This is a genomic window from Acinetobacter sp. YH01003, assembly GCF_013420525.1.
GTDB lineage: Bacteria > Pseudomonadota > Gammaproteobacteria > Pseudomonadales > Moraxellaceae > Acinetobacter > Acinetobacter towneri.
On the sequence record NZ_VOXY01000001.1, the window covers coordinates 1 to 19,255 of the forward strand.

Here is a 19,255-nt window from a genome sequence, read left to right on the forward strand (position 1 = left end):
TTGTGCTGGCGACCATAGCAAGAGTGAACCACCTGATCCCTTCCCGAACTCAGAAGTGAAACCTCTTCGCGCTGATGGTAGTGTGGGGTTACCCATGTGAGAGTAAGTCATCGCCAGCTCATTATTCTAAACACCCTCAACTAGCGTTGGGGGTGTTTTTTATGCGGGAAAGAAAATAAAGTTAGAAAAATAAAATTATAAAAAGAAAGGAAACATAAAAGTGAAGGCAAAATAAAACCATCTGAGGATGGTTTTATTAGGGCTTAGAGAGAAGATTGATTTAAGCGAATAATTGAGTAACGGAACACCATAGAATTGCTAAAATCGCAATCGCAACGATAGGTTCTAGTACTTTAGACCAAGTGGGTACAATTGCTTCTACAGGCTCAATATTTTGATGATCATCGTGGGTATGTTGTTGTACCATTTGATTAAACTCCTTCATTGATGTCTCTAATGATAGCTCTTCTTGAGGAATTGGTTTAGAACCTTTTAACTCTATTAGATCGTTTGTTGACCAAACCCAATCATCCGCTTGACCAGATAAATGTTCAATTTGACCTAGCAATAATTCACCTAGACCTTTATTGCCAAAATTACCGGTTTGATCCAATTGCTTGAGCTCTGTGAGTTGTAAGGCTAAGACTTCACTAATATTCTGTTCAAGCTCAGTTTTGGAGAGAGGTGACTGATTGTGTGGAGATGTGGTGAGTCGACGTGCAATTTCCTGAATATATAATTCATCTTGATGATCAATTTCTTGATAAAGTTTTTGGTTGTCTTCTCGCCACAGACTGACCAGTTTGCCTAAGCTCAGCGCATTGATTTCTTGAATATATTGGTCGCGATCAACAGCATTATATTGTTTCAAAAGCGAGGGCTTTTGAAGTTTAATCTGCGCTGCAAAATATTGTACTAAATCAAAAGCCATTCACTACTCCATTGTTTTAATCTAATAATCTAAGGCTTGGTTTTTTCTTAGTTTGTTCGGTTTTTTCTTCAGTCTTTGATTCTAAAGCATCTTGATCATTTTGGATATGTGCATACTCACTTGGATCAAAGAATAAGCCTTGTCCATTCTCTCTTGCATAGATACCTACGACGGCATTCATAGGTACATATAAGTCGCGTGATACGCCACCAAAGCGTGCAGAGAAGGTGATTGCATCATTGCTCATGTGTAAGGCATGCACTGCATGTGGAATGATATTTAGGACAATCTGACCATCCTGAATAAATTGTTCAGGAACAAGCGTATTCGGCTGTGTAGCATCGACCAATAAATGTGGTGTGAGTTGGTTATCACAAATCCATTCATAAATTGCGCGGGCTAAATAAGGACGGGTTGGACTTAAATTGATTTCAGATTCAGACATAATATGCTCTTTAAGTATGAATTAAAAATTCTTGATAGCGATTTTTTTCTTGCAAAGTCATTGCTTGAGTGAAGGCAGGGCGTGAAAAAATCCGCTGACAATACAGGAAAATTGGACGACAGTGTTGTTGAGGTAATTCTATGCCCATGGCTTTTAGCCGTATAAATAAGGATGCCAGCATGCAATCTAAAATACTGAAATTTTCTGACATGAAATAAGGATAATGCTGAAATAATGGTGTCAGTGAAATGAGTGTATCACGTAATTTTTTTTGTGCAGCGCGCTGTGTTGTGTAATCTAAGCTATCAGGATGACGTAGCATCTGATCGGCAAGTTTGAACCAGTCTTGTTCAAAGCGCCAAATATATTGTCTTTGTTCTGCACGTGGCATAGGTGCATCTGCATAGAGTTTATTTTGTCGATAACGATCATCCAGATATTCGGAAATAATCGCAGTATTAAAGAGTTTTAAATCGTTTTCTAGCAGCATTGGAAGTTGATTATACGGATTCAGGCTTGCAAGATCTTCATCTTCATAATCGACCAAAATCAGTTGATATTTGATTTGTTTTTCGGCCAGAACGTAACGAATCCAATGTGAGCGAAAGTCGTCCGCATGACTGTAGAGGGTAATGCCTTGTAAGGGTGCGTTCTCGACTGACATAATCCGAAATAAAACCAAATGAATAGAATAGGATACTAAACTTAGCCACTAAAATCACCCAGCAAAGCTGATAAAAGTGTATGAGATATTTGTTGATTGGTTTTCAATTTTTGGACTGTATTGAATTTTGATTTTTGGTGTATGTGAATCCGAATTGTTTATCTGGCTTAAAATGCTCAGCTCGTTGATTTGCATAAAAAAAGCCTTGGAAAATTCAAGGCTTTTTTTGTATCCGATTCGGTAAACGAATTAACGTTTAGAGAATTGTGGACGTTTACGAGCTTTACGTAAACCAAGTTTCTTACGTTCAACTTCACGAGCATCACGAGTAACGAAACCAGCTTGACGAAGAGCAGGTTTTAAAGTGTCGTCAGATGCGATCAATGCACGAGTAATACCGTGACGGATTGCACCAGCTTGACCACCAATACCACCACCAGCAACAGTGATGTAAAGGTCATATTTTTCAGTAGCTTCAAGAAGCTCTAATGGTTGACGTACGATCATACGAGCAGTTTCACGACCGAAATATTGCTCAAGAGTACGGTTGTTAATTACGAGTTTACCTGTACCAGCTGATAAGAAAACACGTGCAGTTGCGGTCTTACGGCGACCTGTACCATAGTTAGTAGCCATGTGCTGTATCCCTTAGATGTCCAAAACTTGTGGCTGTTGAGCTGTGTGAGGATGCTCAGCACCAGCGTACACTTTCATTTTCTTGATCATAGCATAACCAAGAGGACCTTTTGGCAACATGCCTTTTACAGCGCGTTGGAAGATTTCTTCTGGTTTGTGAGCAACTAATTTCTCGAAATTAGTTTCACGGATACCACCAGGGAAACCAGTGTGGCGATAGTATTTCTTGTCAAGTGATTTGTTACCAGTCACTTGAACTTGCTCAGCATTGATGACAACGATGTAGTCGCCAGTGTCAACGTGAGGAGTATAAGAAGTTTTGTGCTTACCGCGTAAACGACGAGCGATTTCTGTCGCAAGGCGACCTAGAGTTTTGCCAGAAGCATCAACAACGTACCAGTCGTGCTGAACTTCAGCTGGCTTAGCGCTGAGAGTTTTCATTAAACCACTACCTATTATAGTTGGTTTGGACTATGGAAGCTGTCCAAACAAAAAGGAGTCCGAATTCTACCTGAGAATGGGTAGAACTACAATGGAAAAGTCACATTTTAAGCGCTATATTTTATCAAGTTTGGTTATAAAAGCAAAATCACCTCTAGCGACCATTTCACGACAGTAAAAATCAGGTATTGATCTTCTTTATCTAGTGCTGTTTTAGCTTTTTCTGTATGGTCGCAGCTAATAATAATGATGAGGACGGATCACTATGTCTGATGATTTAGAACGCGTCGCTACAACGACAAAAGCATTAACGACAGAAGCATTAAAGCCGAAACCAAATAAACTGCTAAAATTTATAGCAGGTTTTTTCATCACATTAATTGCTCTGTATGAACTGGCATTTTTGTTGGTAGGTGCAGCTTATGGTACTGATGTATTTGCTTTTATCTTAATCTATTCTGTATTTATGCACATCACCTTGCTCCCTTTTATGCTATATGGCATCGGTGGCTTCATCATGTTGAGTCTATCTGATCAAAACTATCGAGCAGTCACTCAACAAGCGCCCAAAATACTATTTATAGGTTTGTTGTTATGTATGGTCGTGATTGGCATTTCGGAATGGGCGCATCAGATGGGCATCTTAGATAGCCGATTTAGATTAGATTGGAGATAAAACAATTTTGCTCAGGATGGCGCTATAATTCAGCTACACCTAGCTATAGTGGATGAAGCTGCATGCGCCCTTTATATGTCACCAGTGGTGAACCTGCAGGTATTGGACCTGATATTTGTCTAAGTCTGGCAGCTCGACAAGATGAGCGTCCAATTGTGGTATTGGCAGATCATCAATTATTACAACAACGCACCGAAATTCTAAAGCAACAAGTCGAATTGATTGAATATTCAGGTCAGCAACAGCCTGCAGCGCTTGGGCAGTTATATGTTGAGCATGTGCCTTTGGCTGTAGATGTTGAGTTGGGGCATTTAAATGCACAAAATGCAGCTTACGTTTTGGAGCAATTACGTCGCTCAGCTTCTTATGCAATGACAGGTAAGAGTGTGGGCGTGGCGACAGCACCCGTGCAAAAATCTATTATTAATGAAGCTGGTATTTCTTTTAGTGGGCACACTGAATATTATCAGGAGTTTGCAGGTGTTGCGCGTGTGGTGATGATGTTAGCCACCAAAACCTTACGCGTTGCCTTGGCGACCACGCATTTACCTTTACGTGCCGTGGCAGATGCCATTACCAAAACACGTTTAGAACAAGTAATTGATATTTTGCTGCACGATCTAAAAAGCAAGTTTAAAATTGAACATCCTAAAGTATTGGTCTGTGGTTTGAACCCACATGCGGGCGAAGATGGTTATTTAGGCATGGAAGAAATTGAGGTGATTAATCCTGTGCTGCAAAATTACCGTAATCGCGGTGAAAATCTCAGTTTAAGTTTACCTGCAGATACTTTATTTACCCCAGAAAATTTAAAAGATACCGATGCAGTTTTAGCGATGTATCACGATCAGGGTTTACCTGTGTTAAAATCTCAGGGCTTTGGTGAAGCAATCAATATTACTTTAGGCTTACCGTTTATTCGCACTTCAGTCGATCACGGCACAGCGCTCTCCCTCGCAGGTACGGGACTTGCGAAAAGTTCTAGCTTGCATGTTGCTGTCGATTTAGCGCTGGATTTAGCACGTTCATAATTTCAGCTTGGAAATCTTTATGTATCAAATTAATGCCCTAAACCCAAAAGATGAAGGGCATCAGGCTCGTAAACGCTTTGGTCAAAACTTTTTGCATGATCAACGCGTGATTGCCAAAATTGTCCGCTCAGTGAACCCACGTCCAGGCGATAATATTGTCGAGATTGGACCGGGTTTAGCGGCATTGACCTCACCTTTAATTGGTGAGTGTGATGCTTTGACTGTAGTGGAATTAGACCGTGATTTGGCCGCAGGCTTACCAGGACGTGTGCCACATCCTGAGCGTTTAACTATTGTAGAAAGTGACGCGCTGAAATATGACTTTACCGAGTTATTTCAGGAAGGGCGCCCGCTACGTGTGGTTGGAAACTTGCCGTATAACATTTCGACGCCGCTTTTGTTTCATCTCTTAGAGTTTGGTGACAAAGTTAAAGACATGCACTTTATGCTGCAAAAAGAAGTGGTAGATCGTATCACGGCTGAACCGAATACCAAAGAATATGGGCGTTTATCGGTGATGATGCAGTATTACTGTAAGCCAACGTTCTTGTTTGAAGTACCGCCTGGCGCATTTAATCCACCGCCTAAAGTGACTTCTGCAGTATTCCGTTTAGAGCCTTATGTGACTAAACCGATTATTGCCAAAGATGAAAAAGCATTGGCACGTTTGGTGGCGCATGTATTTACCCAACGTCGTAAAACATTGCGCAATAGCTTAAAAGGCATGTTGGCTGAAGATGCGTTTGAACGTGCAGGGGTAGACCCAATGGCACGTCCTGAAACTTTAAGTTTGAGTGCATTTGTCGCATTGGCAGATCAGATGGTGAATTAATGGCAGCAATTCGATACAACTATGTCATTGGTGATGTGCAGGGCTGCTTTGAAGCCTTAAAACTGTTATTAAAAGAAATACAGTTCGATCCCGATCAAGATTTTATTTGGTTTGCAGGCGATTTAGTCGCGCGGGGTGAAAACTCGGTAGGTGCTTTGCGTTTTATTAAAAAACTGGTAGATCGTGGCGTTGCAGCAACGGTGTTAGGCAATCACGATTTAACCTTGTTGGCAGGCGCACGTGGCTTAAAGAAAATCAAAGCACAAGACAACACTCGTGATGTGATTGATGCAATTGACAGTGATGATTTGATTGATTGGTTGCGTAAACAACCATTGTGTCTTTTTCCTAATGAAAACACCATTTTAACTCATGCAGGTATTCCACATATTTGGAATGCGGAACAAACCGCAGCTTTGGCAAAAGAAGTTGAGGCGGTGATTGGGCATGAGGACTTTGAGGTAGTGGATGCATTCTTAAAGGAAATGTATGGGGCAGAACCTGCAGTTTGGTCGGATGATTTAGAGGGGCATGCGCGTTTACGTTGTATTACCAACTATTTGACCCGTATGCGTTTAGCCAATGCACAGGGTGGTTTGGAATTCAGCTTTAAAGATGCCTTAGATGATCCGATGCCAGAAGGTTTTAAACCGTGGTTTGAATATCCATCTTTAGCTGCGCAAACACATCAAATCGTATTTGGTCATTGGGCAGCATTGCAGGGACAAACGGTAGCCGACAATATTCAAAATGTGGATGGCGGTTGTGTGTGGGGCAATCAGCTTGTGGCTTATCGTTTGGAAGATCAGCAATTGTTTGCAGTGGATAATCCGCTGGCAGAATGGTAATAACATTCATCTTTAAAATTTAAAAATGTGATGATGAAATGAAAATAGCCACCTATTGAGGTGGCTATTTTTTATCTTGAATTTTATTGAATTCGAATCCAAGTTTGACTGCGACCTAGTGTAGATACACCCATATAAGCACGTAAAGTTAAACGTTTACCTGTTGAGTTGAGGCGAATTTTTGCATCGTAAATACGACCTGCCAATGGATCAATTACGCGTCCTTTTTCGTAATTGTTGCTGTTTTTGACTTGTTGTAAGCCTTTTAAAATATCCATCCCTAAAATAGGTTGGTCGGTATAAGGCGCAGGGCATTTATTACAAAGTTCACGTGGGGTATAACCCGGACGCGGGGTTACTTTCACAATTTTACCCGTATAGGTTTGATTGGCTTCTTTACGAATTTCGATGACAGCTTTGGGTGAGCCTGTTTTATCATCAATTTGTTGCCAAGTTCCTGCTAAATCTTGTGCCATCGCCAAAGTGCTTAGACTGCCGAAGATGACGGCTATTCCTAAAGCCAATTTCTGAATCATTTTATTTCCCTTACTCGGTCTTTGCGGCTAGTCTAATCTGTGAATTAACGGACACAAAGTCCCGAGTATCCAGAAAAAATGACCGATGAGACACAATTACTCGCTTATTGTTGGCGAATCCACGTTTGTGTCCGACCAATGGCTGAAATTCCGACGTAACCACGTAAAGTGAGACGTTTATTATTAGATGCTAAACGACCTTTCAGGCTATACATTTTGCCTGTAAGTGGATCTAAAATACGCCCATCGGCATAGTTGTTATTTTCCACATGCTTTAAGCCACTAATAATTTCCAAACCGACCAAAGGTTTGTTGGTATAAGGTGCAGGGCAATTCACACACATAGTTTTTGGGGTATAGCCCGGTCTTGGTGTGACTTTGATAATTTTACCAGTAAAGCTGCCATTTTCAGCTTGGGTAATTTCAATCAGGGCTTTGGGTGAACCTGTTTTGTCATCAATACTTTGCCAGATACCTGTTAGGTCTGCAGCAAATGCTGAACCACTGAAGATTAAGCTTGCAAATACACCCATCAATACATTTTTCTTCATATCAGTTCCTTTGATTGTCGAAAGTTATTACAGAGGTTAATTCAAGATATAAAGCGAGTTGTGGTAAGAGTCAAGAGATTTGAGGAAATTTTTAATCTTAAACTTGCAGGGAAAATGCTGGAAAAGATGTGAAAAATGCCACGAACGTGTGGCATTTTAAGTGAAAAGTGAATTAATTAAGTTGATGGAATAACTTATAAATTAATCACTTTTAATCCAAGTTTGGCTGCGACCTAAAGCCGATACACCGACATAACCGCGCATGGTCAAACGCTTACCATTATTGCTCAATTTGGCTTTGGTGCTGTAAATATTGCCGCTTAAAGGGTCAATAATTTTCCCGCCTGTGAAATTGGAATTACCTGTATATTTTAAGCCAGTGAGTACATCCATACCTAAAATCGGTTGGTTGGTATAAGGCGCAGGGCAGTTGACACAGGTTTCTCTTGGTGTGTAACCTGGGCGTGGCGTCACTTTAACGATTTTAGCGGTATAGCTACCATTGCTTTCCTGACGAATTTCTAAAATGGCTTTAGATGAACCCGTTTTATCGTCAATGTTTTTCCAAGTTCCTGTAATATCTTGAGCCAGCGCAAAACTACCTAAGGCTGAGCAGATTAAGGCAACGGTGAGTTTCATCTTGACCATGTTCAATGTTCCTTCATTTCGCAAACTGGATATTTCATAATAAAAAGAAAGTGAAATGGTCACAATCTTTAAAAGTGATTGCTCAGTCACATTCTTTGTAAATACAGTATAAATGTTGGCAGCCAAACTGCGGTAAAGACTGCATTGACTGCCATGCCAAAGGCAGCATAACGTCCTGCAACACTGCCACGTTGCCATGCTTGAGCAGTACCAATGGCATGTGCAGCTAAGCCAAGTGCCAAACCTGAAGCACGTTCATCATTGATATGCCTTAAAATAAGTGGTGAAAAAGCAGCACCCACGACACCTGATAAAATTACAATTAATACTGCCAATTGAATCGGTGCTTCTAATAAGGTTGCGATATTAATCGCAATCGGCGTGGTCACTGCACGGGTGGCAAATGCCATAATATCGGCACTGGACATATGTAGCGCATAAGCAAGCCCCATCGGCAGCGCCACAGCACTAAGACTGGCAAAGAACAAAATACCTAAAATCGCTTTGAGGGGTAAATCGTCATAACGCATGGCTGCTAGAGGAATGGCGAGTGCAACTGTCACATAGCCCAATAATTGATTAAACAAAGGGTTGGTTTGTGCGACGTAAGTTTCGTATGGAATCCCGAAAAAATACAACAGTAGCAACACAAAACACATGCCAAAGACAATCACAGGGATTTGCGGGACTTTTTGGTTGCAAGGTTTTGCCAGTAAATATGCAACGAGAGTGATTAAAAAACCATATAGAATTGACAGCATTTTAATCTCCTAAAGCCAGCGTTTTGCCATTTTGGCATACAGCCAAAGCGGGATCAGCGTACTGATAAACAACACAATTAAGAAGATTGGAATTTGTTTGCCCATGTGCGTGAGCATAATTAATGAACCCGCGCTGATGGGTAAAAAGGCAAAGGCACTTTCTTTCATGATTTTGTTGTTGGTATCGACCAGACGAGCAGGAATTTTACTGAGTTTGCGCCATGTAAATAATACCGCCAGCAGGCTGAGCAAACCGACTAAATTGCCTAATTCTGGGTGATTAAATTGGGTCATGATCCATACAGAGGCTTCACGAAACACAATAATCAAAAGGAGTGTGCCGATCCATGCTGGCCAATCGATATGTTTTATCCTGCTCATTTTTGATCTTTCATTAAAATTTTACTTATCACGTTTTAACCGATCTGATCGTCAATTTCAAATGCTTCAAGCGGACGTTTAAATTGTTCTGCCTGTGCACCTAAAATTTCGTCTATCGGTAAATGTGCCTGTTTAATCAGTTGTTCCAGTTTATGTGGTGCCATGCTGACTTGTAGATGTAATTGACCTTCATCATCGTACTGTTCTGCCTGAATGACATTGAGCGCATACAGTTGATTGCGCAGTTTGCCATAAGCAGGTTGTAATTTAAGATCAAACTTTTGAATTTGCCCCATCAAACATTCATGTACGGCTTGTTTTAAAAAGTCTAAACCTTGCCCTGAATGTGCCGATACATAGACACGGTCAGGTTGATGCGGTTTTTCATAGATAATTTTGGCTGTTTCGCCTGAGACATCAATTTTATTGTAAACCCGCAAAATAGGTACATCTGCGCCAATTTCTTTTAGCACACCTTCGACTGCTTCAATTTGTTCCAACACATCGGGGTTGCTTGAATCAATCACATGCAGCAATAAACTGGCTTCTAAGGTTTCTTCCAAAGTTGCTTTAAAAGATTCCACCAAAGAGTGAGATAGGTTTCTTACAAAGCCAACGGTGTCGGCCAATACCAGACGTCCGATGCCATCCCATTCTAAACGCCGTAAAGTAGGGTCAAGCGTAGCAAACAGTTGGTCAGCAGCATAGACATCACTTTGCGCCAAAATATTAAATAAGGTCGATTTGCCTGCGTTGGTATAACCGACCAATGAAACGGTAGGAATGGCGGCTTTTTGCCGAGCCACACGACCTTGTGCACGGGTTTGACGGACTTTATCGAGTTTGGTTTTTAGTTGTCCCATGCGAATACGCAATAAGCGTCGGTCAGTTTCAAGCAAGGTTTCCCCAGGACCACGTAAGCCGATACCGCCTTTTTGACTGTCTAAGTTGCTGCGACTACGCACCAAACGTGAAGATAAATGTTGTAATTGTGCCAATTCGACCTGTAATTTACCTTCGTAAGTGCGGGCGCGTTGAGCAAAAATATCTAAAATGAGTTCGGTACGGTCAACCACACGGCATTGCATCACTTTTTCTAAATTACGTGCCTGTGCAGGACTGAGTGCATGATCAAAAATGACCAAATTGGCGTCGTGTTCTTTGACCAATGCGGCAATTTCTTCGGCTTTGCCTGAGCCAATAAAGAGTTTGGCATCGGGTTTACTACGTTGAGTGTGGACGTGTTGTAAAACTTCTGCACCCGCAGATTCAGCCAAGAGCTGAAATTCTTCGGCATCTAGGTCTTCTAAAATTTGGACAGCGACACTGACCAGTACAACACGCTCGCCATCTTGAGGTGGCACAAAATTTTCCACTCAGCGCAATCTCCATGCTAAAGCTATATTCTAGTAGAAAAAATGTTTGTGCAGGGAAATAGATGATTGGATTTTTCCTGCGCCCTGATTTGATGCTATATCAACGTATGTAAACTCAATTATAAGGATGACCCCAATATAGAATTTATCTATTTAGATTTTGCCAAAAGTCGCATGTTTGCATGCAGGTTTCGGTTTTTATTATCAATGCAAGTTCAGATTGAACAGTATAGAATGAGCAAAATATAGACCTTTATACGTTGTTTTGCGTTTAACAATTAGTGATGACCCTATGAACCCAGCTGTTGAAACTCACACATCTCCAATTCATGGTTTTGCAAAGCTTGCTTTGTATAGCAAAAAAGTTCTGGCAACGGCTGGCGCGATTGGTGAAGGGTTTTATTTGGTCTATCGTCATCAATTGTATAAAGACACCAACAACCCGAACAATACGCGCTATGTGCAATATTTTTGCCGTCAATTGTGCAAAGTTTTTAATATTGAAGTGCAAATTCATGGTGAAATTCCGCATGACCCTGCGTTATGGGTCAGTAATCATATTTCGTGGTTAGATGTAGCGGTATTGGGTTCTAGTGCGCGGGTATTTTTTCTGGCCAAAGCTGAAATTGAAAAATGGCCGTTATTGGGTAAGTTAGCCAAAGGTGGGGGGACGCTATTTATTAAGCGTGGCTCTGGCGATTCAGTCAAAATTCGTGAACAAATCACGCAATTTTTAAAACAAGATATTCCTGTATTATTTTTTCCTGAAGCGACCACGTCAGATGGAAGCAAAATTAAAAAAGTGCATGGTCGTATTTTAGGGGCAGCAATTGAAGCCAAACGACCTGTGCAAATTTGTCTGATTTGTTATGTGAATCAGCAAGGTGAGTTAGATACTGTTGCGCCGTTTATTAATGACATGACCTTTGTTGATCATGTGAAAGATGTTTTGGAAATGCCGAAAGTGACAGCGCATTTAATGGCGTTACCTGCAATTGTGGTAGAAGGGCACGATATTGAATCTTTAACTGCTGTGGTACAGGAACGCATGACAGAAGGTTTGGCTGAGTTGCATCGTCAGGTATTAAAACCACAAGTGCTGACATCATAAAACATGCTTAGGCGCATCTTCATGTTAAAGATAGCCTAAGCACATCACATTTTTTTAAGAATAATGGTCATCATCCAACAGCTTCAATATTATGTTGCTACATAAAGCCTTCAATTGGCAGCCATGAGGTAATTTTCATTGTCGCACGTTGATACCATTTCATCCCTGGTTCTTTTTTCAGAATTTGAGTTTCGCCTTGTGGATTTTTCATGTGCCATTGAATGTTTTGCTGTGCATCCAAAACCAGTTTATAAGCATATTTGGACAAATTGACATCCATGGTGTGGTGAACTGCGCGAGCCAATGGCGGACTGTTTAAAATCACCCCAATTTCAGTATTTAAATATGCCGAGCGTGGGTCAAAATTAAACGAACCAATAAATACCTGTTTTTCATCCAATGCCATGAGTTTGGCATGTAAACTAGAACGGCTTAAACCTTTCATACTGACTTTGGCTTTTTTGGAAATTTCGTGCGTATGTGTGTTTAGGTTTTCCATTTCAGGTCGCGCCAAAAACTCATACAGCTGCACGTTATTTGCCAATAAATCTTCTCGATATTTGGCGTAAAAAGCATGCACCACAGGAACATCGTTGGCTTTAAAGGAGTTGGTCAGTACGCGTACCTGAACGCCATCATCCGCCAAGTCTTTTAGTTTTTCTGCCCCCGATTGTTCGGGGACAAAATACGCAGAAATAATATCGACACTACTGCTTGGCTTCTCTAAATGCGTCAGCAATTGAAAGTTGAGATGTTCTTCTTTTGAGGCGCGGTCTTTAATTTTACTCGGCGCATCTTTGACCACTTCAGCACTGACCCAATCGAACTTAATACTATGCGTCATCCACTGTTCAATCGCTTTAGAACGAGTCACCAAATCTAAATAATTTTGTACGGTGGCTTCTTGATCGTGCTGTTCTAATTGCTGTTTTAAGCTTTCATAACGCAAGGTGTAATGTTGTGGATTGACCAATTGCTTGACTGAATAAGCATAGTCATCATTCCAGTATTCATCAAAAGAGTGAATAATTTCATCCGAAGCCGAGCCGACTAACATCACATCGACATCAGAAAATTGATAATTGTCGCTGACGTTATAGTATTGATTGCTCATATTGCGCCCACCAATCAGAGAAATTTGGTTATCGGCAATAAAGCTTTTGTTGTGCATACGACGGTTAATACGCTTCAAATCCAAAATCATGTCCATGGCACGATAATGTCGAAAGCGATATGGATTATACAGTTTGATGTCGATGTTGACGTGTTGATCGAGCGCGAGATAAATGCCTTCCATTTTTTTGGCATTGTTATCATCGACCAATAAGCGGACTTTCACCCCACGATCTGCCGCACGAATAATGGCGTGTAGTGCAAGCGCGCCAATTTTATCGTTATCCCAAATATAATATTGTAAATCTAAAGATTTTTCTGCTTTATTAATCAGATAGATACGTGCTGCTAGGGCTTCGAGCGGATCATACAGGACATGATAACCCGTAAGCTGCGGATATTTTTCGCGTAGCGGCAGTACAATTTTGGCCAAACTGGTTTGATCGGTTGGGGTTTCAAACGCCATCCGGATCGGATGTTCAATCTGTTTGGGCAGCGTGCTACAGCCTGAGAGTGTCAAAACGAAGGCGCAACTCAGCCACAAGACGTTGTGCCGAATATTTTGAAATGGAGCGGATGAGCTGCGGTTTGCCAAATTAAATTCCTTTTTAGCACGAGGAGCAAATAAGTTAAAAATAGGGTTTGAGTATAATTGTCAGCTATGAAAAGATAAATATGACAATACAGATATATGACGTGTGTGGGTTAAATGCGACATCTGGGTTTAGCGCAGCATTGAATAGCAGAAGTATGAAGTAATAGAGAATAAATATGTGGGATAACGATTCAGTCGTGTTGTATTTCTATATGGGTATGGCAATTTTGGCGCTGTGGGCAGTTTCGCAAGCATGGCGCAGTCAGGCCAATACAGAAACCATTCACCCGTTTAAGGCCTTTGTGCATTTGTTGGCATTTTATTTGTCTTACCTGTTGCCGCCTTTGGTTTTTTTTAGTGTTTATGCGGGTATTCAGGGCTATTACTCCATCCACGAAGCGATTTTTGTATTTTTAGTCAGTGCTGTGTTGAGCTATGCGCGTTTTATTGAACCGCATTTGATTCAAGTCAAAACTACCAAATATCAAATTCATGCAGATCGCCGTTTATTAAAGCCTGTCAAAATTGCTTTAATTGCAGATTTACATATTGGCTTGTTTTCTGGGCATGAGCGTCAATTGAAGCAAATTGTGAAAAAACTCAATTTGCAAAACCCCGATATTGTCGTTGTAGCAGGCGACTGGACTTATGAGCCTGAAAATAAATTGGTCGAAGAATTGGCGGTATTAAAAGAAATTTGTGCGCCTGTATATTCGGTAAATGGTAATCATGATGAGCAGTATCCTGGCCCGCCCATTCAAGAGCTGTTAAAAACGGCTTTAGAACAAAATAACGTGATTGATATTGAAGGTAGAATTGTCGAGTTTGATGAGTTTCGTTTGCTCGGTATTGGCGATTTATGGGCAGGTAAAACCGACATGCGCTATATGCCCGATTTACCTCAAGATAAGCCGTGGGTGTTGTTATCACATAACCCTGATACAGTGGATATGGTACCAAAACTGCCGACACGTCCGTTGATGTTGGCAGGGCATACCCATGGTGGGCAGGTTGAACTGCCGTGGCTGACCGATTATGTGATGAAAAAAGTATCCATTTTAGGGCATAAAAAAGGTTTATATCGCCATGATCATGCCGATGTATTTGTGACTGTGGGGACTGGAATGGTGGGTGTTCCTTTTCGTTTTGGTGTGCCACCCACGATTGATATTATCGAGTTATTGTAAGCGCCCGCACCTTACCTACATCAAAAAAACCAGCCGAGGCTGGTTTTTTTGATGCAATTTTTACGCTTAAATTTGATTGTTTACATCATCATGTTTGGTTTCTCGAATCATTAAGAATGCGATTAAAGACAAGATGGATGCTGCACTTAAATAATAACCAACTGCAGCCAAGCCATAAGTGGTGGCAAGTTTGGTGGCAATCAGTGGGGCAAACGATGCGCCAAAAATACCCGCCAAGTTAAAGGTGAGTGCCGAGCCTGTATAGCGTACAGAAGTAGGAAAAATTTCAGACAACACTGTACCAATTGGTCCGTAAGTGAGTCCCATAATCGCCAAGCCAATACACAGGAAAATAAATACAATCCATGTGCTGCCTGAAGCAAGCATATCGGCAAAGAATAAGCCAAAAATTGCAGAGACGATGCACACCGCAATAGAGGTAGTTTTACGTCCAAATTTTTCGGCTAAAACGGCTGAGAGGGGAATAAATGCGGCAAAACACAATGTGGCTAGTAGTTGAAGTTTTAAGAATTCTTCACGTGAATAACCCAGTTGTTTAGTGCCCCATTGTAAGGCAAATACTGTAGTCAGATAAAACACCACAAAGGTACAAATTGCAGCGATTGTTCCGAGCACTAACATTTTAGCGTGTTTTTTAAAGACCTGAATAAATGGCACATTGACTTCTTTTTGTTTATTCAACACTTTTTGGAAGGCAGGCGTTTCATGCAGTTTTAAGCGAATCCATAAACCGACAATCACCAATAAGGCACTCGAAATAAACGGGATGCGCCAGCCCCATGTCATAAAGTCTTGCTCAGACATCAGCGCACCTAAAATAAGGAATGAACCTGTGGCAAGAATAAAACCAATCGGAGCGCCCAATTGTGGGAACATGCCATACCAAGCACGTTTACCTTCAGGGGCATTTTCTGTGGCTAACAGTACTGCTCCCGACCATTCACCGCCCAAGCCTAAACCTTGCCCTAAGCGACACAACGCCAACAGTAATGGCGCGATAATCCCAATTTGTGCATACGTCGGCAGTAAACCAATACAGACTGTAGAAATTCCCATGGTCAATAATGCCGCGACCAAAGTGGCTTTGCGTCCAATCCGATCTCCTAAATGTCCAAATAAAGCTGCGCCAATTGGACGGGCGATAAAGGCAATTGCAAAGGTGGCGAGAGATTGAATGGTTGCCGTCATTGGGTCAGTACTGGTCGGAAAGAACAGATACGGGAAAATAATGACTGCCGCAGTGGCGTAGATATAAAAGTCAAAAAACTCGATGGTGGTACCGACCAAGCTTGCAGTCAGTACTCGAAATTTAGAATTTTGAGTCGGCTGTTCAGCGGCAGCAGTAGATGAAGATGCCATACAGGACCTTATGTAAAGTGAATTTTAAATGAAAGTGCAATTTGGCACAGACCGCACTGGCAGAAAAATAGTAGATACTTCTTGTAGTTATACTTTTTTGAACAAGAAGTCGGTTACAAAACTGCATCCATGAACACCATTCAAATCTGATCGTTTTATCTGTAAGACATGAGCGATATTCAGCGTTAAATCACATACAGATAAATTGCCAGAAAGTGTGCGCCTGCACCAATTAAGACAAATACATGCCAAATTGCGTGGGTATATCTTACGCGTTTTAAGGCATAAAACAATGCACCCACGGTGTAGGCAATGCCGCCAATTAGCAAAAAGGTCAGGGCTTGGCTGCTTAAATAGGCTTGCATATCGTCCATGACCAGAACGGCTAACCAACCCATCACCAAGTAGGCAATTAAAGAAATTTTATGAAAACGGTTGATAAATACCAGTTTAAATAGGGTGCCAATCAGGGCAATAATCCACAGGGCAATTAACAAATATTGTGCTTTTTGAGTAGGAATCGCGATGGATAAAAATGGGGTATAAGTCCCTGCAATTAAATAATAAATTGCGGTGTGATCTAACTTTTTATAAAAATAACGACGGTCTGCTGCGGTTGCCATGTGATACAGCATTGAAGCAGAAAAAAGCAGTACCATGCTTATTGCATAGGCCCACAAACCTAGCCATTGTCCCGTACTTAAATACGCACCTTTAATGATTAAAAGAATACCTGCAATAAATGCCAAAGCCGCACCAACACCATGGCTCAGATAGTTAATCCGTTCTTCTTGCAGGTCATAATCAGGCACTAAAGGGGCATTTAATTTCATGGCGAATCTGCTTTAATTTCTTTAATTATACAACTGTATCGTAATTCAATTTTGCTTTTAGGGTAATAACAATTAAACTTGAATTGTAATTTTTTCAGGTTTTTATTATGTCGACTTTGGCTTCTCCCTCTGTGCAGGAACAACAATTCTTAGAGGCTTTTCAGCAAGCCATTGATACACAAAAGCTTGATCGTGTGGTGCTGAGTCAATATAAAGGCGAACTGGAACAATTAGAAAAAATCACCTTACGGGTGATTCAGCTAAATCAAGACACCGTTTTAACTTGTTTGTATCGCCATAAAACGCAGGATATCACCAAAAACTATCCTTTGGCAGAAGCACAGATACAATTGAGTCACTTATTGGCAGATTGTAAACAGGCCAATTTATTTACGACAGATCAGGAAATTCAGCTAAAAAAGAACAAAAAGAAAGCCATGCTCAGCATTAGTAAAACAGCACCGACTATAGCGAAACCGAAAGAACCACAAGGACATGACCGAGAAAAGCAGCGTTATGTCGATCAATCCAGCCCATTTTTACAACACTTGGGGATTAGCGATGCCAAAGCGCAAATTATTCCGAGCATGGCGCGTAAATGGAAACAGATTAATAAATTTATTGAAATTTTTTCGGGTGCCTTGGCGCAAATCAAAATTTCGGAAAATACCTTGCGCGTGGTGGATTTTGGTTCAGGCAAAGGCTATTTAACTTTTGCGCTCTATGACTATTTGCAAAAGCAGCAATTTATTCCCTTTGTGACTGAGGTGGAACTAAACCCGAAAATGGTTGAGTTTTGTCAGTCGGTGGCGAGTGCTTCAGACTTTCAGCAGCTAGATTTTTTTCAGGGCGATGTGCGCACCTATCAGCCAGAACATTTAGATGTAATGATTGCTTTGCATGCCTGTGATGTCGCCACCGATTTTGCAATTCATACTGGTATTCGCCTGAATGCACAAATGATTATGTGCGCGCCGTGTTGCCATAAAGAGTTGCGTCCACAATTACAAAGCCCAAGCGTGTTGCAACCGATGCTGCAATTTGGCATTCATGCAGGGCAACAGGCGGAAATGTTAACCGATACCATCCGCGCTTTATTGCTCAAAGCCTATGGTTATGACACCAAAGTTTTTGAGTTTGTCGCTTTAGAACACACCAGTAAAAACAAAATGATTTTGGCAACCAAACGTCAAAATTGGAGTGAACCTGATCAAGCAGTTTTGGCACAAATTCGTGATTTAAAAACCATGTACGGTATTCAAAAACATTCTTTGGAGTTGTTGTTGAACGATCAGTGGGATCAACAGGGCATTGGTTCTAAGTGCTAAGCAAGATGGAACAGGATATAAAGATGCAAGATTATGAAATTCAATCGGGCACTTGGACACAATTTGCTGCAGAGGCCAAATCTATTCGTGAGCAAGTCTTTATTCAGGAACAGCGAATTGCGCCTGAAGATGAGTGGGATGCACAAGATGCAGTTGCCTTGCATTTTGTGGTCTATGCAACTGGACAGGCGATTGCAACAGCACGTTTACTGGAAAATCACAGTATTGGACGGGTTGCAGTGTTGAAATCACAGCGCGGTTTAGGTGTGGGACGTGTTTTAATGCAGCATATTATTCAGGTGGCAAAGCAGCAGCAACGTCCGTGGGTCAAGTTGTCTGCGCAGGAACACGCGATTCCGTTTTATCAAAGTTTGAGTTTTCAGGTTGAGGGTGAGTCGTATTTAGATTGTGGTATTCCGCATGTAGATATGCGATTGATATTTTAAACGAATTGTCGATAGTCCTGATTTTAATCGTGCAAAATAAAAATCGCCATGATGGAATGTGATCATGGCGATTTCTTTTTATAAACTGTATGAACAGAGCCGCTAGCGCATATTAATGTCCATGTGCGGGTGCTGGCTCATGGTTTTCAGGCATATTGGCATGTTCTGTTTCAGTCATACCGTGTGCATCTGCAGTTTCAGCAGCCAAAGCTTCGCGTGCTTCACGATCTGCTTGTGCTTTTGCCAATGCTTCTTGTGACATAGCTGGCGCATTTTTAAAGGCGTGTTGCTGAGTATTCTGCTTTTGTTGCTGGCTAGGCATGTAGTCAGGTTCATTCGTGACCGCTAACCAGAAAATAAACATGAAAATTCCACCCAAAATACAGAAAATAAAGAGTGCTTTCCAACCCCAAGGTGATTTTTCAGGAGTAAGGCGTTCGGTCATGTGCATCTACCCAATTTGAATCTAAATCTTAAAATTATGTAACTTTATAACATAAAATGC

The 19,255-nt window shown here is 41.2% G+C and carries 23 protein-coding genes and 1 rRNA gene; 9 read left to right on the forward strand and 15 right to left on the reverse strand.

Translation table 11 applies throughout. The features are described from left to right. Positions 1–4: 4 nt before the first annotated feature. Positions 5–119: ribosomal RNA gene (gene rrf / locus FTT70_RS00005) — 5S ribosomal RNA — on the forward strand. A 161-nt stretch (positions 120–280) separates the two neighbouring features. On the opposite strand, the gene FTT70_RS00010 is transcribed toward rrf, so the two are convergent. From FTT70_RS00010 to rplM, 5 genes are all read right to left on the reverse strand, one after another. Then, complete coding sequence (locus FTT70_RS00010; protein ID WP_180168151.1) at positions 281–931, reverse strand: hypothetical protein; 651 nt, start codon at positions 929–931, stop codon at positions 281–283. 16 nt (positions 932–947) lie between these two features. Then, positions 948–1,376 carry a ClpXP protease specificity-enhancing factor gene (locus FTT70_RS00015; protein ID WP_180168152.1) on the reverse strand — a complete coding sequence of 143 codons (429 nt, stop codon included), beginning with the start codon at positions 1,374–1,376 and terminating at the stop codon, positions 948–950. A 10-nt stretch (positions 1,377–1,386) separates the two neighbouring features. Then, positions 1,387–2,040 (reverse strand): glutathione S-transferase N-terminal domain-containing protein, encoded by a 654-nt coding sequence (locus FTT70_RS00020; RefSeq protein ID WP_096901581.1) that lies wholly within the window; start codon positions 2,038–2,040, stop codon positions 1,387–1,389. Between the two features lie 249 nt (positions 2,041–2,289). Then, the gene (gene rpsI / locus FTT70_RS00025; protein WP_004972483.1) at positions 2,290–2,676 is read right to left on the reverse strand and encodes a 30S ribosomal protein S9; all 387 of its coding nucleotides are present in this window, start codon (positions 2,674–2,676) and stop codon (positions 2,290–2,292) included. A 12-nt stretch (positions 2,677–2,688) separates the two neighbouring features. Further along, positions 2,689–3,117, reverse strand: a complete 429-nt coding sequence (gene rplM, locus FTT70_RS00030; protein WP_004909012.1) for a 50S ribosomal protein L13 — start codon at positions 3,115–3,117, stop codon at positions 2,689–2,691. Between the two features lie 265 nt (positions 3,118–3,382). On the opposite strand from rplM, the gene FTT70_RS00035 reads away from it, so the two are divergent. The 4 genes from FTT70_RS00035 to FTT70_RS00050 all read left to right on the forward strand — a co-directional run bounded on the left by FTT70_RS00035 (position 3,383) and on the right by FTT70_RS00050 (position 6,504). Further along, positions 3,383–3,793 (forward strand): hypothetical protein, encoded by a 411-nt coding sequence (locus FTT70_RS00035; protein WP_004972480.1) that lies wholly within the window; start codon positions 3,383–3,385, stop codon positions 3,791–3,793. A 62-nt stretch (positions 3,794–3,855) separates the two neighbouring features. Next, on the forward strand, positions 3,856–4,824 hold the full coding sequence (gene pdxA / locus FTT70_RS00040) for a 4-hydroxythreonine-4-phosphate dehydrogenase PdxA (RefSeq protein ID WP_136144143.1): 969 nt from the start codon (positions 3,856–3,858) through the stop codon (positions 4,822–4,824). A 19-nt stretch (positions 4,825–4,843) separates the two neighbouring features. Further along, a complete protein-coding gene (gene rsmA / locus FTT70_RS00045; protein WP_004972477.1) occupies positions 4,844–5,656 on the forward strand; it encodes a 16S rRNA (adenine(1518)-N(6)/adenine(1519)-N(6))-dimethyltransferase RsmA in 813 nt (270 codons plus the stop codon). Next, positions 5,656–6,504 (forward strand): symmetrical bis(5'-nucleosyl)-tetraphosphatase, encoded by an 849-nt coding sequence (locus FTT70_RS00050; RefSeq protein ID WP_096901578.1) that lies wholly within the window; start codon positions 5,656–5,658, stop codon positions 6,502–6,504. The genes rsmA and FTT70_RS00050 overlap by 1 nt, the downstream gene beginning before the upstream one ends. Before the next feature lie 83 nt (positions 6,505–6,587). On the opposite strand, the gene FTT70_RS00055 is transcribed toward FTT70_RS00050, so the two are convergent. From FTT70_RS00055 to hflX, 6 genes are all read right to left on the reverse strand, one after another. Next, entirely contained in the window at positions 6,588–7,040 is a 453-nt protein-coding gene (locus tag FTT70_RS00055) for a DUF2147 domain-containing protein (protein ID WP_004972473.1), read from the reverse strand. A 104-nt stretch (positions 7,041–7,144) separates the two neighbouring features. Next, positions 7,145–7,591, reverse strand: a complete 447-nt coding sequence (locus FTT70_RS00060) for a DUF2147 domain-containing protein (protein WP_004972472.1) — start codon at positions 7,589–7,591, stop codon at positions 7,145–7,147. Positions 7,592–7,792: 201 nt separating this feature from the next. Further along, on the reverse strand, positions 7,793–8,239 hold the full coding sequence (locus FTT70_RS00065) for a DUF2147 domain-containing protein (protein ID WP_104853073.1): 447 nt from the start codon (positions 8,237–8,239) through the stop codon (positions 7,793–7,795). An 86-nt stretch (positions 8,240–8,325) separates the two neighbouring features. Continuing rightward, positions 8,326–9,000: an LrgB family protein gene (locus tag FTT70_RS00070; protein WP_004972468.1), complete on the reverse strand. Its 675-nt coding sequence runs from the start codon at positions 8,998–9,000 to the stop codon at positions 8,326–8,328. A gap of 9 nt (positions 9,001–9,009) precedes the next feature. Beyond that, positions 9,010–9,381, reverse strand: coding sequence for a hypothetical protein (locus FTT70_RS00075; RefSeq protein WP_004972466.1), 372 nt, complete (start codon positions 9,379–9,381; stop codon positions 9,010–9,012). A gap of 35 nt (positions 9,382–9,416) precedes the next feature. Continuing rightward, positions 9,417–10,757 carry a ribosome rescue GTPase HflX gene (gene hflX / locus FTT70_RS00080; RefSeq protein ID WP_180168153.1) on the reverse strand — a complete coding sequence of 447 codons (1,341 nt, stop codon included), beginning with the start codon at positions 10,755–10,757 and terminating at the stop codon, positions 9,417–9,419. A gap of 292 nt (positions 10,758–11,049) precedes the next feature. Here hflX and FTT70_RS00085 point away from each other — a divergent pair, with 292 nt between their 5' ends. Beyond that, positions 11,050–11,868 (forward strand): 1-acyl-sn-glycerol-3-phosphate acyltransferase, encoded by an 819-nt coding sequence (locus FTT70_RS00085; RefSeq protein WP_096901584.1) that lies wholly within the window; start codon positions 11,050–11,052, stop codon positions 11,866–11,868. 97 nt (positions 11,869–11,965) lie between these two features. Here FTT70_RS00085 and FTT70_RS00090 read toward each other — a convergent pair whose 3' ends face one another. Further along, the gene (locus tag FTT70_RS00090) at positions 11,966–13,576 is read right to left on the reverse strand and encodes a phospholipase D family protein (protein ID WP_257229333.1); all 1,611 of its coding nucleotides are present in this window, start codon (positions 13,574–13,576) and stop codon (positions 11,966–11,968) included. A gap of 176 nt (positions 13,577–13,752) precedes the next feature. Between FTT70_RS00090 and FTT70_RS00095 the strand changes: the two genes are divergently transcribed. Beyond that, positions 13,753–14,763: a metallophosphoesterase gene (locus FTT70_RS00095; RefSeq protein ID WP_004972462.1), complete on the forward strand. Its 1,011-nt coding sequence runs from the start codon at positions 13,753–13,755 to the stop codon at positions 14,761–14,763. A gap of 66 nt (positions 14,764–14,829) precedes the next feature. Here FTT70_RS00095 and FTT70_RS00100 read toward each other — a convergent pair whose 3' ends face one another. Beyond that, positions 14,830–16,143, reverse strand: a complete 1,314-nt coding sequence (locus tag FTT70_RS00100; protein WP_096901571.1) for an MFS transporter — start codon at positions 16,141–16,143, stop codon at positions 14,830–14,832. 185 nt (positions 16,144–16,328) lie between these two features. Beyond that, the gene (locus FTT70_RS00105) at positions 16,329–16,976 is read right to left on the reverse strand and encodes a hemolysin III family protein (RefSeq protein ID WP_004972459.1); all 648 of its coding nucleotides are present in this window, start codon (positions 16,974–16,976) and stop codon (positions 16,329–16,331) included. Between the two features lie 107 nt (positions 16,977–17,083). Here FTT70_RS00105 and FTT70_RS00110 point away from each other — a divergent pair, with 107 nt between their 5' ends. Both FTT70_RS00110 and FTT70_RS00115 read left to right on the forward strand, forming a co-directional pair. After that, positions 17,084–18,304: an SAM-dependent methyltransferase gene (locus FTT70_RS00110; protein WP_180168154.1), complete on the forward strand. Its 1,221-nt coding sequence runs from the start codon at positions 17,084–17,086 to the stop codon at positions 18,302–18,304. 23 nt (positions 18,305–18,327) lie between these two features. After that, complete coding sequence (locus FTT70_RS00115; RefSeq protein ID WP_004972455.1) at positions 18,328–18,750, forward strand: GNAT family N-acetyltransferase; 423 nt, start codon at positions 18,328–18,330, stop codon at positions 18,748–18,750. A 112-nt stretch (positions 18,751–18,862) separates the two neighbouring features. Here FTT70_RS00115 and FTT70_RS00120 read toward each other — a convergent pair whose 3' ends face one another. Next, positions 18,863–19,195, reverse strand: coding sequence for a hypothetical protein (locus tag FTT70_RS00120; RefSeq protein ID WP_004972453.1), 333 nt, complete (start codon positions 19,193–19,195; stop codon positions 18,863–18,865). Positions 19,196–19,255 lie beyond the last annotated feature (60 nt).

Bases quoted from the DNA above. Each gene is read 5' to 3' on its own strand.
- FTT70_RS00110 (WP_180168154.1), top strand. From the start codon at position 17,084: ATGTCGACTTTGGCTTCTCCCTCTGTGCAGGAACAACAATTCTTAGAG.
- FTT70_RS00050 (WP_096901578.1), top strand. From the start codon at position 5,656: ATGGCAGCAATTCGATACAACTATGTCATTGGTGATGTGCAGGGCTGC.
- FTT70_RS00070 (WP_004972468.1), bottom strand. From the start codon at position 9,000: ATGCTGTCAATTCTATATGGTTTTTTAATCACTCTCGTTGCATATTTA.
- FTT70_RS00075 (WP_004972466.1), bottom strand. From the start codon at position 9,381: ATGAGCAGGATAAAACATATCGATTGGCCAGCATGGATCGGCACACTC.
- FTT70_RS00035 (WP_004972480.1), top strand. From the start codon at position 3,383: ATGTCTGATGATTTAGAACGCGTCGCTACAACGACAAAAGCATTAACG.
- FTT70_RS00085 (WP_096901584.1), top strand. From the start codon at position 11,050: ATGAACCCAGCTGTTGAAACTCACACATCTCCAATTCATGGTTTTGCA.
- FTT70_RS00010 (WP_180168151.1), bottom strand. From the start codon at position 931: ATGGCTTTTGATTTAGTACAATATTTTGCAGCGCAGATTAAACTTCAA.
- FTT70_RS00100 (WP_096901571.1), bottom strand. From the start codon at position 16,143: ATGGCATCTTCATCTACTGCTGCCGCTGAACAGCCGACTCAAAATTCT.
- pdxA (WP_136144143.1), top strand. From the start codon at position 3,856: ATGCGCCCTTTATATGTCACCAGTGGTGAACCTGCAGGTATTGGACCT.
- FTT70_RS00065 (WP_104853073.1), bottom strand. From the start codon at position 8,239: ATGGTCAAGATGAAACTCACCGTTGCCTTAATCTGCTCAGCCTTAGGT.
- FTT70_RS00115 (WP_004972455.1), top strand. From the start codon at position 18,328: ATGCAAGATTATGAAATTCAATCGGGCACTTGGACACAATTTGCTGCA.
- FTT70_RS00105 (WP_004972459.1), bottom strand. From the start codon at position 16,976: ATGAAATTAAATGCCCCTTTAGTGCCTGATTATGACCTGCAAGAAGAA.
- rplM (WP_004909012.1), bottom strand. From the start codon at position 3,117: ATGAAAACTCTCAGCGCTAAGCCAGCTGAAGTTCAGCACGACTGGTAC.
- FTT70_RS00120 (WP_004972453.1), bottom strand. From the start codon at position 19,195: ATGACCGAACGCCTTACTCCTGAAAAATCACCTTGGGGTTGGAAAGCA.
- FTT70_RS00015 (WP_180168152.1), bottom strand. From the start codon at position 1,376: ATGTCTGAATCTGAAATCAATTTAAGTCCAACCCGTCCTTATTTAGCC.
- FTT70_RS00060 (WP_004972472.1), bottom strand. From the start codon at position 7,591: ATGAAGAAAAATGTATTGATGGGTGTATTTGCAAGCTTAATCTTCAGT.
- FTT70_RS00095 (WP_004972462.1), top strand. From the start codon at position 13,753: ATGTGGGATAACGATTCAGTCGTGTTGTATTTCTATATGGGTATGGCA.
- rsmA (WP_004972477.1), top strand. From the start codon at position 4,844: ATGTATCAAATTAATGCCCTAAACCCAAAAGATGAAGGGCATCAGGCT.
- FTT70_RS00020 (WP_096901581.1), bottom strand. From the start codon at position 2,040: ATGTCAGTCGAGAACGCACCCTTACAAGGCATTACCCTCTACAGTCAT.
- FTT70_RS00055 (WP_004972473.1), bottom strand. From the start codon at position 7,040: ATGATTCAGAAATTGGCTTTAGGAATAGCCGTCATCTTCGGCAGTCTA.
- rpsI (WP_004972483.1), bottom strand. From the start codon at position 2,676: ATGGCTACTAACTATGGTACAGGTCGCCGTAAGACCGCAACTGCACGT.